We start from the raw sequence: 13902 nt of genomic DNA on the forward strand, positions 1-13902 counted from the left end.
CATCTCAAACCAGACACAACACCCCGACACCCCCAATCCCCCCCTTGTCGAGCCACAACAATGACAACGACCCGCAACGACTGGGAACAACGCTTCCAGTCCCTGACCATCGAAGCCCGCGCGTTCATCAACGGTGAATACCGCCCGGCCATCAGTGGCGACACGTTTGAATGCCTGAGCCCCGTCGACGGGCGTTACCTCGCCTCCGTGGCCAGCACCGATGAAGCCGACGCCAACCTCGCCGTTGAAGTCGCGCGTCAGTCTTTTGAATCCGGCGTGTGGGCGAAAAAAGCCCCGGCCGAGCGCAAGCGCATCCTGATTCGCTTCGCCGATCTGATCCTGCAGAACCAGGAAGAGCTGGCGCTGCTGGAAACCCTCGACATGGGTAAACCGATCAGCGATTCGATGAGTATCGACATCCCGGCGACCGCCAACGCGATCCGCTGGAGCGCCGAAGCCATCGACAAGATCTACGACGAAGTCGCCGCCACACCCCACGACCAACTCGGCCTCGTCACTCGCGAGCCGTCGGGCGTCGTTGCGGCGATCGTGCCGTGGAACTTCCCGCTGATCATGGCCAGTTGGAAGTTCGCGCCGGCACTGGCAGCAGGCAACTCGTTCATTCTCAAACCTTCGGAAAAATCGCCACTGACCGCAATCCGCATCGCGCAGTTGGCGCTGGATGCCGGCATTCCGAAAGGCGTGTTCAACGTGCTGCCAGGCTTCGGCCACACTGTCGGCAAGGCGCTGGCGTTGCACATGGACGTCGACGTGCTGGCCTTCACTGGCTCGACGGCGATTGCCAAGCAACTGATGATTTATGCCGGGCAAAGCAACATGAAACGCGTCTGGCTCGAAGCCGGGGGCAAGAGCCCGAACGTGGTGTTTGCCGACGCACCGGACTTGCGTGCGGCAGCACAAGCAGCGGCCGGCGCCATTGCCTTCAACCAGGGCGAAGTGTGCACCGCCGGTTCGCGCTTGCTGGTCGAGCGTTCGATCCGCGAGCAGTTCATTCCGCTGTTGGTGGAAGCGCTGCAAGCGTGGAAACCGGGTCATTCACTGGATCCTGCCACCACCGTCGGTGCCGTGGTCGATCAGCGTCAACTCGACAACGTGCTGCGCTACATCAGCATCGGTCGCGAGCAGGGCGCCGAGCTGATTGCTGGCGGTCAACGCACCCTTGAAGAAACTGGCGGCCTCTATGTGCAACCGGCGCTGTTCGACGGCGTGACCAACGCGATGACCATCGCCCAGGAAGAAATCTTCGGCCCAGTGCTGTCGCTGATCACCTTCGACACCGCCGAAGAAGCGCTGCGGATCGCCAACGACAGCATCTTCGGCCTCGCCGCCGGCGTGTGGACCAGCAACCTGAGCAAGGCGCACACCTTCGCCCGTGGCCTGCGTGCCGGCAGCGTCTGGGTCAACCAGTACGACGGCGGCGACATGACCGCACCGTTCGGTGGTTTCAAGCAGTCGGGCAACGGTCGCGATAAATCGCTGCACGCGTTCGACAAGTACACCGAGCTGAAAGCGACCTGGATCAAGCTCTAATTCTTTTACAGCGGCGGTCGCCAGCGTCTGGCGGCCATCGGAGAAACGTATGAAACAACAACACGTAAACAGCTACTACGCCGCCACTCGCAATGAAGTCATCGACTTTCCGGTTCTGGAAGAGTCGGTCGAGTGCGATGTCTGCATCATCGGCGCCGGCTACACCGGCCTATCTTCGGCGCTGTTCCTCACCGAAGCCGGCTACAAAGTGACGGTGCTGGAAGCGGCGAAAGTCGGCTACGGCGCCAGCGGTCGCAACGGCGGTCAACTGGTCAACTCCTACAGCCGCGACGTCGACGTGATCGAAGAGCGCTACGGCGACAAGACCGCAGAAATCCTCGGCAGCATGATCTTCGAAGGCGCCGACATCATCCGTTCGCGCATCAAGGAATACGACATCCAATGCGACTACCGCCCGGGCGGTATCTTCGCAGCGATGAACAAGAAACAACTCAACGGTCTGGCCGAGCAGAAGCGCGGCTGGGAGCGTTATGGCAACCGCAATCTGAAGATGCTCGACGCGGCTGATATTCGTCGTGAAGTCGGCTCCGATGCTTACGTCGGTGGTCTGCTCGATATGCAGGGCGGCCACGTGCATCCGCTGAATCTGGCGCTCGGTGAAGCGGCTGCGATCACGCGTTTGGGCGGCAAGATTTACGAGCAATCAGCGGCTGTAGAAATCAAATACGGCGAGCCTAACGTCGTGCGCACCGCCAAAGGCCAGGTCCGCGCCAAGTACCTGCTGATCGCCGGCAACGCTTATCTGCCGCAAGGTCTCGACAACCGCGTGACCGCGAAAAGCATGCCGTGCGGTTCGCAGATCGTCGTCACCGAGCCGTTGACCGAAAAGCAGGCGCGCAGCCTGATCACCAACAACTACTGCGTCGAAGACTGTAACTATCTGCTGGATTACTACCGCCTCACCGCCGACAACCGTCTGCTTTACGGCGGCGGTGTGGTTTACGGCGCGCGGGAACCGGACGACATCGAACAACTGATCCGCCCGAAGATCCTCAAGACCTTCCCGCAGCTCAAAGACGTCAAGATCGACTACCGCTGGACCGGCAACTTCCTGCTGACCATGTCACGCATGCCGCAATTCGGCCGCATCGAGAAAAACGCCTACTACATGCAAGGCTACAGCGGCCACGGCGTCACCTGCTCGCACCTGGCCGGCAAACTGATCTCGGAAATGATCCGTGGCGACGCCGAACGTTTCGACGCTTTCGCGTCCTTGCCGCACATGCCAATGCTCGGCGGCCGCACCTTCTCCGCGCCACTGACCGCCCTCGGTGCTGTCTACTACTCACTGCGCGACCGTTTCGGCATCTAAGTTACCTCCCCGGCGGCGGCCCCCAAGACCCCGCCGGTTTTTTAATGCTGCAGCAACACCACCGATGTCACTGACACCCAGATGTCCAACTGTGGGAGCGAGCCTGCTCGCGAAGAGGCCAGCAAAGGCAAAATCAATCCTGCTGAAATGCCAAAGATCAAATTGTAGGAGTGAGCCTGCTCGCGATGAGGCCAGTCCAGCCACCATCCCTCCCACAGAAACACCAAAAAACCTGTGGGAGCGAGCTTGCTCGCGAAGGCGGCCATCCAGTCAAAAATAATGTTGAATGTGCCACCGAATCGCGAGCAGGCTCACTCCTACAGGACTGTATTACCAAGGCAAGAAGGACTTTTACCCCTCCGTCCATCGAACCTGCTGAGCAACACCGGCAAACGTGATTTAATAGCCGCCTTTCACGGTTCCGGGACACGGGAGCAACGTGATCCGCGCCCCTCGCGCGGCACCCGCCACCCACCCCCATTACCCGTGGGTCTGCGCGAGAACCGCCGAGCGGCGATCAGGCAAGGCAAAAAACAGGCGAGGAAGCGGAGTGTAGGGCCCTACATGAGCATTCCGAGCCTGTTTTTAACGCAGCATGATCGTCGCGCAGGCAGTTTTCGCGCAGAGCCTAAGTACTACTCACATAAGGCAGTCATGGATACGGGTTCTCGACTCAAACTAGTACGCGAAAGCTACAAACTCTCCCAGCGCGAGCTGGCCCGGCGTAGCGGCGTGACCAATGCCACCATCTCCCTGATCGAACAGAATCGCGTCAGCCCCTCCGTCAGCTCACTGAAAAAGCTGCTCGAAGGCATCCCGATGTCCCTGGCCGACTTCTTCACCTTCGACCAACCCCCGCGCGAACACCAATACGTCTTCCGCGCCAACGAACAACCCGACCTCGGCCGCCACGGCCTGCGCCTGCTGTTGATCGGCGCCTCCGTACCGAGTCGTCAGATGCGCCTGCTGCGTGAGCAATACGCACCGGGCGCGAGTTCGGGGGAAGAGCCGATTGTGCATGCTGAGGGCGAGGAGTGCGGGTTGGTGACGCGGGGCACGGTTGAGTTGACCGTGGATGGGTCGGTGAGTGTGTTGAATGCGGGGGATGGGTATTACTTTCCGACGACGTTGCCGCATAAGTTTCGGAATATCGGGGCGGATGAGGCTGAGATAATTAGTGCGAATACGCCGGCGAATTTTTGAAATGAGGATTTTGTTCGACATTCGGAACAGCTGATACCGAGAAAAACCGCAGACAATGCGGTTTTTTTGTGCCTTTTATTTTTGTGTCTCTAATTCGCTAGGGTGTTTTTCAGGTGATGTTTTTGTGCCATCATTCGGTTCGGCGGATCTAGCGTGTGTTGAATGAGTCTTGACGTTTTCGCCGGTTTTAGCATTTGGCAGCTACGCATTTTTGCCTGGTGTTAACGGGTTTCGAATGCTAGTCGAGCGTTTAGGTTGTAGCCTGATTAAGTTTTATCTAATTAATGGAATGGTTGAGGTCATGTATGAAAGGGAGTTTTATAAAAGATTTTGTAGCGTTAGACATGGCGCTTTTTACAGAGTCAAAGGAACCTGTCGCAGATTGGTTGATTAATGAAATTGATTTTTGGAAAGACGTAACTTCTCGTGCTTATCCTGGTGGTGGTGTCGCGCAGGCTGATGTTCCAGAGATTGTTGAGTACTTACACGACTTGCATAGGATCAGGGAGGATCTGGATGCAGCCAACGGCAGTCTAAAGGTTCTTGGCCACAGGATTAAAGAGGCTAATGTGACTCGAAGATTGCCTTGTTTTGATGAGGTTTTGTCTGGCGACTTTAAGTCCGCAGTAGTAAGTGGCGAAGCACTCAAAATGGGTCTATTCGTTTATAGGTCATCGATGAGTGCCTCAGCTGTCGCTTTGGAAGACTTTTATAAAAGTTGGAAGAGTAGTCTGGCAGATGAAATAAAATCAACCAAGGAGTCAACATTTTCCGAGTTGAATAATTACCAAAAGTCTGTAAACGATCAATCTGATATGTATCTCAAGGCAATTAAAGAGGATGGGGATGCGAAGGTTAAGTTGATTCGTGAGACTGCGGAAAATGCTAAAATCGCCGCTGTCGAAGAAATAGAAAATTATGCAAGTACAGTTACCGATAGCGTTATCTCAAATGAGCCTGTAAGGTTTTGGGATGAAAAAAGAAAGCATCACCGGTTCAGGGCGTTGATGTTTTCAGGAGGGGCTGGTGTTTTGATAGTGTCGGTGGTTTCCTTGTTAGGTGTCCTCCTTCATATGACTTATTCATCAGATAAGGTTGAGAAAGTTGATTTTTTGAACATTACTCTGCCAGATCATTATCTTGTTGCTCTTGCCGTTCTTTTGGGGTCCGTAGGTGTATGGGTGCTAAGAGTTATCCTAAAGCTGATGATGACTAATCTGAATCTTGAAAGTGAAGCATATGCGAAATTGACTGCAATTAAGACTTATGTGGCCCTCAGTAAGTCGAAGTTGAGTGATGATACAGTTAATGGGTTTCACAAATCACTATTACAGTCTGGAGCTGCAGACTTTTCGGTTGAGGGAACATCGCCAGAGTTGGTAAAAATTGTGGAGCTGATCCTGAAAAAGCAAGAGAAGCCGTAACAGTTTTTCGGAGTTGGAAATTTCCAAGGGCTGTTTTTAACGCGCAAGTGCGGTTAATGCAGCCCTTGAGAAATTAGAGTCATTCTAGATAGCACTCATGTGCGTTTTTTATTCTTGTTTCTTACGTCATTAGATCTGCATCAAACCCCCGCTGCTCAATCACCCGAAACACATCACTCACATCCAGCACCATAATCCTGGCGATGTTGGTCACGGTGTTTATGTCCTGCTCGGCATGGTCGGGGAGGCGGATGCAGGCCATGAGGTCGAGGTATTTGAGGACGGCGTTGAGGCGTTCGGCGGCGCAGGCGTGGAGGTCGCGTAGTGGGGCGTTGGTGTCGATGAGGAGGACGGGGGGGTCGGTGGCGGGGTGGGACATTTTTGCGTAGTGGTGAAGCGGTTTATCACTTGTCATAAGTAAGCTTCCTCGTACCTGGGAGAGAAGCTACTGCCATTCGCTGCGAGTCGAAGGGTGGTAGCCATGTGCGGGTTCGCAGACCGAGGATACGAGGAACCCGGCAGACCCGAAGGTCTCCCACACACAGCCACCATTGAGCGGATTTAGGGCGCTAGTGCGACCGCCACCGCTTTTAGGGGGCGCTAGGTTACTACACGTATCGTCAGGGCTGCGAAACCCTGGTGCTGAATTTGCTCAGCGACAACCCCACTCTAGGCATCAATTTCACCAGCCACAACCAACCTGTAGGACGTAAAATCCGTACCCGTGGCGAGGGCGCTTGCTCCCGCTCGACGACACATCCGTCGTAATCCGGGGCGTGCGGTATATCTGAGAGAAACGGACTATCCGGTTTTGGCGCAGCTTCGCAGCCCAGCGGGAGCAAGCTCTCTCGCCACACGGGGTGTTTTCCTACGAAGTTTTCAGACGTCGAAATTGCGCGAGCCTTTTGGGCGATAACCATTCGTCCGACACACCGCACGTTCGCCACACACCTTCTTCCAATGCTGTAACTCACCACGCAAAGGAAGAGCCACCATGCTGAACCATAAAATTGCGGTGTTAACCCTCGCGGCGTTGCTGTCCGGCAGTTCGCTGTACGCGATCGCGGCTGGCGAAACGCCGACTCCGACAGCGAACGACGGCAACAGCCAGACTCGTGAACCGGCGTCTCCAGCCACCAATGCCGACCCGGATGCCGATTCGCTGCCCAAGGGTGGTGATGGTGGCAAGACCGACAATGGGCCGGTGCCTTCTGCCTCCAAACCCAGCCCTGCGGGTCAACCGTCCGGTAGCAGCAGTGGTGGTAATGGCGGTGGTTAACGGAAATCGCGCACTAAAAAGCCCGGTTTTTTAAGCCGGGCTTTTCTTTGTCTGTCGCAAGCGTGGATATCAGTCGTTTACTTCGTTTTCCAATGCCCGCCGCCATTCTCACAATCAATCCGCGCCTGCGCCAAATGTTCCACGTCGTAGTAATACGTGGTCACTTGTGCGTTGTCGGGGATGTTTAGGGCTTTGGCGTTTTTGTCTTTGCTGGTTGAGTGCGGGTTGGCCAGGGATTCCTGGGTGATCGTGGCGATACACGTGGCCTGGTAGTGATCGGCGCAATGTTCAACCTTGGTTTTTGTGCTGTTGAGCATGTCTTTGCTTTCGTTGCTGCACGACCAGTCGATGGAGTTGACGGGCATGCCTTCGTATTCATAGCAACTGTGGGTTTCCACCGCTGGTACCGAGGCGCTGGAGGATTGGGTCTGGACGTCGCAGCCTTCGGCCATGACGCAGGTGGGGATGATGGCGAAGGTGGCGATCAGAAGCAGGAAGCGAATGTTCATCGGGGTTTCCTCTTCAATGGCGCCGTGTCTGATCGGTGATTTGGCGCTAATACAGATTCGAGATTCTGTGGAGGAGGGAGGTTCCATCGGGTTTTTGATTTGCTCCCGTCGCGTACACTGCGAAACAATCAGAAACATTAGCGCCCAAGGAATGGAGCATCACCATGATGGTCATCGGTAGCCGCAACAACGCTCCCACGACGCAACACAAAACCCACGACGTCTACATTTTCAGCATCGACCTGTCCCGGCCGGCCACGCCTTTGTGTTTCGAGCAGTCAATAGGTGGCGGGCATGCCGAGCAGGGCGGTGCGCGATGGTTGGCGCTGGATGAGCTGGACGCCTGGCCCGGCGATTGGCGTGAGCATCTGAACAAGGCTGATTGTGCCTGGGTTGCCGAATTGATCGATGCTCATCCGAAAGCCGATCAGGCTACCTTGGTGTCGTTGATTCTTCAGCGTCATTCCGGGCCTGCGGAGCCAGTCGGACGATTGAAAGCAATCGGCAACTGGCTCAAACGCAACATCCATGTCGGCGGCCGCTACGGCGTCTAACCCTCGGAGACTCCCATGACCCAGACCCTCGAACGCGCTATCGCCATTGCCGCCACGGCTCATGCCGGGCAGGTCGACAAGGGCGGTGCACCGTACATTCTGCATCCGTTGAAAGTCATGTTGCGCATGAGCACGCAGGAAGAACGCATCGTCGCCGTGCTGCACGATGTGGTTGAGGATTGCGGTATCAGTCTCGATGACTTGCGCAAGGAAGGTTTCAGCGAGGAAGTTTTGAGCGCTATCGAATCCGTGACCAAAGTGCCGGGCGAGTCCTATGAAGACTTCGTCGACCGCGCCGCGCAGAACCCGATCGGTCGGGTGGTGAAATTGGCGGATCTGGAAGAGAACAGCGACCTGTCGCGGATTGCCTCGCCGAGTTGGGAGGACCTCGAACGAATCGAAAAATACCGCCGGGCGATTGGCCGGTTGCGCGGCTGAAAACGAATACATCCCCTGTAGGAGCTGCCGAAGGCTGCGATCTTTTGATCTTGCTTTTAAAAACAAAAGTCAAAAGATCGCAGCCTTCGGCAGCTCCTACACGGGTTGTGGTGTGTCAGGTAAAAAGCCAGGAAGGCGACTATGAAATCCATTGTGTGTTTGTTGATTGCTGCCGGTTTCGGTGCGCTGTTGCAGTTCGAAGGTGTGCCCCACGGTTTACTGTTGGGTTCGATTGTCGTTACCGCATTGTTTGCCAGCAAAACTGGTATCGCGCCGGCAACTCCTTATGGACTGGGCTACATCCAGGTCACGCTGGGCATCGCCACCGGGCTGATGTTCGAAGCGTGGGACAGCGAGACGGCCTCGACGATGTTGCCGAGCCTCGGCGTGTTGCTGATTTGCCTGGCAGTGCAGATCGCATTGGCCGGATGGTGGCTGACGCGCGGTGCAGGCTGGAACCGCACTGATGCGCTGTTGGCGGTTTATCCCGGTGCGCTGGCCGCAGTGTTCGATCTACTCGAGTCGGAAAAGGCGTCGAGCAAGGTCATCATCGTGCATCTGATGCGCTTGCTGCTCATCACGGTGTTGGTGAGTTTCTTGATTCCCGGTCAAGCCGCTGCCGTGGCGGTTGCCGATGGTGATCCTTTAACGACAGGCATGGCACTGACCGCGTTTTCGGTGATCGCGTTGAGCGTGCTGCTCGGGCGCTTACTGCTGGTGATCGGTGTACCGGCGCCGTTCATGCTCACGGCGATCATCATTACGGCGGTGTTTGTGAAATCGGGATGGTTGCACGGGTTTCACATGCCAGACTGGAGTTTGAATCTTGCGGCGCTGATTCTCGGCGTGCGGATCGGCTCACGGTTTCAAGGTCTCGGCTTCGCGGAGCTGACGCGTCACGGCCGCACGGCGTTGGTCTCGGTTGGTTTGATGATCGTGGTCGCGGCGGTGTTTGCTGAAGTCGCGGCACGCTGGTTGGGCAGCGATCCGCTGTCGCTATGGCTGGCGTATATGCCGGGGGCGATTGAGACGATTGCGATTGTCGCGTTTGGTGGCGGGCTGAATGTGGTGTTTATTCTGACTCACCATCTGAGCCGGATGGTGTTGCTGCATTTCGCGCCGGCGTTGTTGGTGCAGGTGCGTCGGGCGCGCGAAGAAGCCTGACCGGAGCCACTGATGCCTGCATGTTGCGGTGTGTCAGTTAGATCCGTCCCCCTCACCCCAGCCCTCTCCCCCAAGGGGGCGAGGGGGAAGGGAGCCGATTGTGGGCTGTTCAAAACTTGAGTTCGGCTCGATATACCAGGTCGGCGTAGCTCGAAAAAACAACTCGGTCAGTCCCCTCTCCCTCTGGGAGAGGGCGGCGCTAGCGGATGTGTGATTGGAAGCCTTCGCTATCCGGTGCGATATCGCTCTTCAACGTCAAAGCAGGAATTTCGTATTCGCCGCCATTCTGCTGCCGAAACCCAATCGGCCGTGCACTCCACAACTCATCCAGCCGCCGCCCCAGCTCATCACAAGTCTCGGCATACCGCGCCGCATCCATCCGACTCGTCCGATACACCACAAACGGTGGCACTACTTCAAAACCGGGGTAGTACAAAATCCCGTGTTGAATCGGAAACAACAAATCATCAATCGGCCCGTTAATCCCGCGCGGCGCGTAATGCGACTCCCAGCCGCCAGTGGTGACCATCAACATCGCCCGTTTGCCTTGCATTTTCCCTTCGCCATAACGCTCGCCCCAACGACTGTCGGAGTGTTCGCCAACACCGTAGGCAAAACCGTAGGCGTACACCCGATCGACCCAGCCTTTGAGAATCGCCGGCATGGTGAACCACCACAATGGAAACTGCAGGATCAGCGCGTCAGCCCATAGCAGTTTCTCCTGCTCACGGGCGATGTCGGCAGCCTGAGTGCCTTCGGCGTAGGCGACTTTCGAGTCGAGGGAGGCGTGGAACGGTTTCGTCGCGTCGCGCTGCGGGGCGTCGTCGGCGTCGAGGGTGGCTTTCCAGTTCATCGCGTAGAGGTCGGAGACCTGCACGGTGTGGCCGGCGGCTTGCAGGCGCTGGACGCTGAAGTCGCGCAGCGAGCCGTTGAGGGACGTCGGTTCTGGGTGCGCGTAAACGAGTAAGACATTCATGTTGAAGCTCCGTTAGCTGAGTAACAGCAGGATCGGCGTTCAACAGGTATATTGGAAATGAATGTCTGATATGTCTGGTATAGCCATGAATAATTTGAGACGGCTGGATATCAATCTACTGCTGACCCTCGATGTGTTGCTGTCGGAGCACAACGTCACCCGCGCGGCACAACGGCTGAACCTGTCGCAGCCGTCTGTGAGCGTGCATCTGGCCAAGTTGCGCGACATCTTTGGTGATCCGCTGCTGTTGCCCGGGCCGCGTGGTATGCGCCCGACGGCGCGCGCCGATGAACTGCGTGAACCGTTGCGCGAAGCGTTGGAGGCGTTGGCGAGGGCGGTGGCGCCGGCCAGTGCGTTCGACCCGGCGCAGGCGACGCACACCTGGAAAATCGCCGCGACCGATTACGGCGAGACGACGGTGGTGCTGCCGGCGCTGAACGGCTTGCGCGTACAGGCGCCGGGCACGCGGCTGGCGGTGGTCGATCTGACCCCGGCGCATTTGGTCAAACAGGCCGAGCAGGGTGTATTTGATCTGGCGCTGCACATCAGCGAAGACGCGCCGCCGGAGTTGCATCGGCGGCCGCTGTTCACCGAGCGTTATGTGCTGGCTGGTCGAGTTGGCCATCCGGGATTGAAGTCTGCACCCACACGCAAGCAATTCTGCGCGCTGGAACACGTCATGGTGTCGCGCGAGGGCGGGGGCTTTTTCGGGGTGACCGATCGGGCGTTGGCCGATGTCGGGCTGATGCGCAAAGTGGTGTTGTCGGTGCCGCACTTTCTGATGGCGATGTCGGTGTTGGCCAGCACCGATCTGGTGGCGATGCTGCCGTCACGCCTGGTGCGCGGCAACCCGGCGTTGCAAGTGGTCGACGTGCCGCTGGAGGTGCCGGGCTACGAGATGGCGATGTTCTGGGGTGAACGTTCGCACCGCGATCCGGCGCACAAATGGTTGCGCGAGCAATTGCTGGCGTCGGTCTGAGGCGCTGTCAGGCGTGGCCGAGGGCAATCGCAAACGACACGACGATCATGCACGCAAACGCAAAATTGAGATTCATGAGGTGTTCATCCTGAGCCTTTTAGAGTGGGGCCATTCTGAACAGGTTGAAAGCAAAGAAAAAATTCGCCTTGTTGATTCCAAAGATCGAAACCATTGATACCCGGTCGGTTTGTGTTTGCTCGGGGCTTTCGCTAATCTCGCGAAACCTGCAATTACAAGCACAAACAGGCACAACCATGCACGATCATTCCGCGGCTGAACTACCATCCCTGCGCCGGCAGAAAATCCTTTTGCTCCTCGAACGTGACGGCAAAGTCATGGCGTCCGAGTTGAGTCAGCACTTCGCAGTCTCCGAAGACACCATCCGCCGCGACCTCGCCGAGCTGGACAATGCCGGGCTGGTACAGCGCGTGCACGGCGGGGCGCTGCCGCGTCCGAAAGACTCCGGCAAGGACTACTTCACCCGGCTGGACGAGACGGATGAGGTCAAGATCCGTTTGGCGCAAAGAGCGGCGCAGGAGATTGAAGACGGGCAGATTGTGCTGTTCGATTCCGGCTCGACCACGTTGCAGGTGGCGCGCTCGTTGCGTGCCGATATCAGCATCACGGCGGTGACCGCCTCACCGATGACGGCGATTGCCTTGTCCGAATTCAAGGGTGTGAAAGTGATTCTCGCTGGCGGCCAGTTGAACCCGCGAACGATGGCGGCGGGTGGGCATGAGGCGCTGCGGCTGCTGGCCGGGATCAAGGCGGATCTGGCGATTACCGGGGTGTGTGCGATTCATCCGGAAGTGGGGATTACCTCGCTGCATTTTGATGAAGTGCCGGTGAAGCAGGCGATGCTAGAGGGCGCGGCGCGGGTGATTGCGGTGACCACGGCGGATAAGTTGGGGGCGGTGGAGCCGTTTGTGGTGGCGCCGTGTTCGCGCCTGCATACGCTGATTACCGAGCGGCATGTGGCGTCGGGGAGTGTCGAGGATTACCGGCGGTTGGGGATTGTGGTCGAGCAGTTGGCGGATTGAAGTTTTGTAGTGGGGCTGATGGCCTCATCGCTGGCAAGCCAGCTCCCACAGGTTTTTGCGGTGTACATGAAATTTGGGTACGCCACGGACACTGTGGGAGCTGGCTTGCCAGCGATGGGGTCAGCAGGATCAACACAGGCTTAGCGAAGTCGCTCAAGCATCTGGTAATACCACATCCCCGCCGCCAGCAACGGGTTACCCAACAAATCCCCCATCGGCACGCGGATGTGCTGGCACTGGGCAAACGTATCGAACTGCTCCATCTGCCCGGTGATCGCGCGGCTCATGATTTCGCCCATGATGTGCGTCGTCGCGATGCCGTGCCCCGAGTAACCCTGGCAATACCAGACGTTATCCGAGAGCTTGCCCAGTTGCGGGATGCGGTTGATGACGATGCCCATTGCGCAGCTCCACTGGTAGTCGATCTGCACGCCTTTGAGCGCCGGGAAGGTCTGCTCGATGCACGGGCGCAGTTCGGCGGCGATGTCCCGTGAATCCTTGCCGCTGTAGTTGGCACCGCCACCGAACAGCAAGCGGCCGTCGGCGGTGAGGCGGTAGTAGTCGAGCACGAAACGGCAGTCGTACACTGCGAGGTCTTCGGGGTTGATCTGTTTTGCCAGATCGCCCAGTGGCGCGGTGGTGACGATGCCGCCCATGGCCGGGAAAATCTTGCCCTTGAGCTGTCCCGGTTCGAGCTTGTGATAGACGTCGCCGGCGAGCATCACCTGCTTGGCGTCGATCTGGCCGTGGGCGGTTCTTACGCCAGGCGTAGCGCCGTGAATGATCTCCAGCACTTCGCTGTTTTCAAAAATCAGCGCGCCAAGACTTTCCGCCGCCCGCGCTTCACCGATGCACAGGTTGAGCGGGTGCAGATGCATGTTGCGGGTGTTCTTGATTGCGCCGTGGTACAGGTCGCTTTGCAGCAGATCACGTACCTGACTGCGGTCGAGCAGGCTGACCTCATCGCCCAATCCGCGACGCACGGCTTCTTCATAATCCTTACGCAAATCAGTCATGTGGCTGGGTTTGTACGCAGCGTGTAAGTGGCCGTGTTTGAGATCGCATTGAATGCCGTACTTGTCGACGCGTTGCTGGATGATTTCATGTCCGCGCCAGCGCAGGTGCCAGATGAAATCATCGACCTCGTCGCCGAGTTTCGCGCGCATCTGTTTGCGCATCGCACCATCGCCGGAAAGGCTGCCGGTGACTTGTCCGCCGTTGCGCCCGGTGGCGCCCCAGCCGATCTTGTGGCTTTCGACGATGGCGACTTTCAGGCCTTTTTCGGCGAGTTCGACAGCGGTGGCGACGCCGGTGAAGCCGCCGCCGATGATCACCACGTCGACCTTGTGCCGGCCTTGCAGGGTCGGGTAGTTGGTGTCCTGATTGAGGGTGGCAGTGTAGTAGGAATTGCAGCGTTCGGTCATGTCAGTGTCCACACGAATTCTTAGGTTG

At 57.5% G+C, this 13902-nt stretch carries 14 protein-coding genes; 10 read left to right on the forward strand and 4 right to left on the reverse strand.

Features of this window, described 5'->3' with window-relative positions:
- Positions 1-60: 60 nt before the first annotated feature.
- From CKW14_RS02595 to CKW14_RS02610, 4 genes are all read left to right on the forward strand, one after another.
- Positions 61-1551 (forward strand): aldehyde dehydrogenase, encoded by a 1491-nt coding sequence (locus tag CKW14_RS02595; RefSeq protein WP_095124564.1) that lies wholly within the window; start codon positions 61-63, stop codon positions 1549-1551.
- 49 nt (positions 1552-1600) lie between these two features.
- Positions 1601-2884, forward strand: coding sequence for an FAD-binding oxidoreductase (locus CKW14_RS02600; RefSeq protein WP_095124565.1), 1284 nt, complete (start codon positions 1601-1603; stop codon positions 2882-2884).
- A 654-nt stretch (positions 2885-3538) separates the two neighbouring features.
- Positions 3539-4087, forward strand: a complete 549-nt coding sequence (locus tag CKW14_RS02605) for a cupin domain-containing protein (protein ID WP_007950154.1) — start codon at positions 3539-3541, stop codon at positions 4085-4087.
- 305 nt (positions 4088-4392) lie between these two features.
- Entirely contained in the window at positions 4393-5511 is a 1119-nt protein-coding gene (locus tag CKW14_RS02610; RefSeq protein WP_095124566.1) for a hypothetical protein, read from the forward strand.
- A gap of 121 nt (positions 5512-5632) precedes the next feature.
- Here CKW14_RS02610 and CKW14_RS02615 read toward each other — a convergent pair whose 3' ends face one another.
- Positions 5633-5926 (reverse strand): fructose-bisphosphate aldolase, encoded by a 294-nt coding sequence (locus CKW14_RS02615; RefSeq protein ID WP_095124567.1) that lies wholly within the window; start codon positions 5924-5926, stop codon positions 5633-5635.
- A gap of 579 nt (positions 5927-6505) precedes the next feature.
- Here CKW14_RS02615 and CKW14_RS02620 point away from each other — a divergent pair.
- Positions 6506-6790, forward strand: a complete 285-nt coding sequence (locus CKW14_RS02620) for a hypothetical protein (protein ID WP_095124568.1) — start codon at positions 6506-6508, stop codon at positions 6788-6790.
- A gap of 77 nt (positions 6791-6867) precedes the next feature.
- Here the strand turns inward: CKW14_RS02620 and CKW14_RS02625 are convergent, their stop codons facing one another.
- On the reverse strand, positions 6868-7299 hold the full coding sequence (locus CKW14_RS02625) for a hypothetical protein (protein ID WP_095047954.1): 432 nt from the start codon (positions 7297-7299) through the stop codon (positions 6868-6870).
- Positions 7300-7463: 164 nt separating this feature from the next.
- Here CKW14_RS02625 and CKW14_RS02630 point away from each other — a divergent pair, with 164 nt between their 5' ends.
- The 3 genes from CKW14_RS02630 to CKW14_RS02640 all read left to right on the forward strand — a co-directional run bounded on the left by CKW14_RS02630 (position 7464) and on the right by CKW14_RS02640 (position 9455).
- Positions 7464-7853 carry a hypothetical protein gene (locus CKW14_RS02630; RefSeq protein ID WP_095047953.1) on the forward strand — a complete coding sequence of 130 codons (390 nt, stop codon included), beginning with the start codon at positions 7464-7466 and terminating at the stop codon, positions 7851-7853.
- 15 nt (positions 7854-7868) lie between these two features.
- Positions 7869-8291: an HD domain-containing protein gene (locus CKW14_RS02635; RefSeq protein ID WP_095124569.1), complete on the forward strand. Its 423-nt coding sequence runs from the start codon at positions 7869-7871 to the stop codon at positions 8289-8291.
- Positions 8292-8432: 141 nt separating this feature from the next.
- A complete protein-coding gene (locus tag CKW14_RS02640) occupies positions 8433-9455 on the forward strand; it encodes an AbrB family transcriptional regulator (RefSeq protein WP_095124570.1) in 1023 nt (340 codons plus the stop codon).
- 199 nt (positions 9456-9654) lie between these two features.
- On the opposite strand, the gene CKW14_RS02645 is transcribed toward CKW14_RS02640, so the two are convergent.
- Positions 9655-10431: an NAD(P)H-dependent oxidoreductase gene (locus CKW14_RS02645; protein ID WP_095124571.1), complete on the reverse strand. Its 777-nt coding sequence runs from the start codon at positions 10429-10431 to the stop codon at positions 9655-9657.
- 85 nt (positions 10432-10516) lie between these two features.
- On the opposite strand from CKW14_RS02645, the gene CKW14_RS02650 reads away from it, so the two are divergent.
- Both CKW14_RS02650 and CKW14_RS02660 read left to right on the forward strand, forming a co-directional pair.
- Positions 10517-11410 (forward strand): LysR family transcriptional regulator, encoded by an 894-nt coding sequence (locus CKW14_RS02650; protein ID WP_218233127.1) that lies wholly within the window; start codon positions 10517-10519, stop codon positions 11408-11410.
- A gap of 254 nt (positions 11411-11664) precedes the next feature.
- Positions 11665-12450: a DeoR/GlpR family DNA-binding transcription regulator gene (locus CKW14_RS02660; protein ID WP_095124573.1), complete on the forward strand. Its 786-nt coding sequence runs from the start codon at positions 11665-11667 to the stop codon at positions 12448-12450.
- A gap of 140 nt (positions 12451-12590) precedes the next feature.
- On the opposite strand, the gene CKW14_RS02665 is transcribed toward CKW14_RS02660, so the two are convergent.
- Positions 12591-13874: an FAD-binding oxidoreductase gene (locus CKW14_RS02665; RefSeq protein ID WP_095124574.1), complete on the reverse strand. Its 1284-nt coding sequence runs from the start codon at positions 13872-13874 to the stop codon at positions 12591-12593.
- Positions 13875-13902: the final 28 nt, after the last annotated feature.

This window comes from Pseudomonas sp. Irchel s3a12 (genome assembly GCF_900187485.1).
Classification (GTDB): Bacteria; Pseudomonadota; Gammaproteobacteria; order Pseudomonadales; family Pseudomonadaceae; genus Aquipseudomonas; species Aquipseudomonas neuropathica.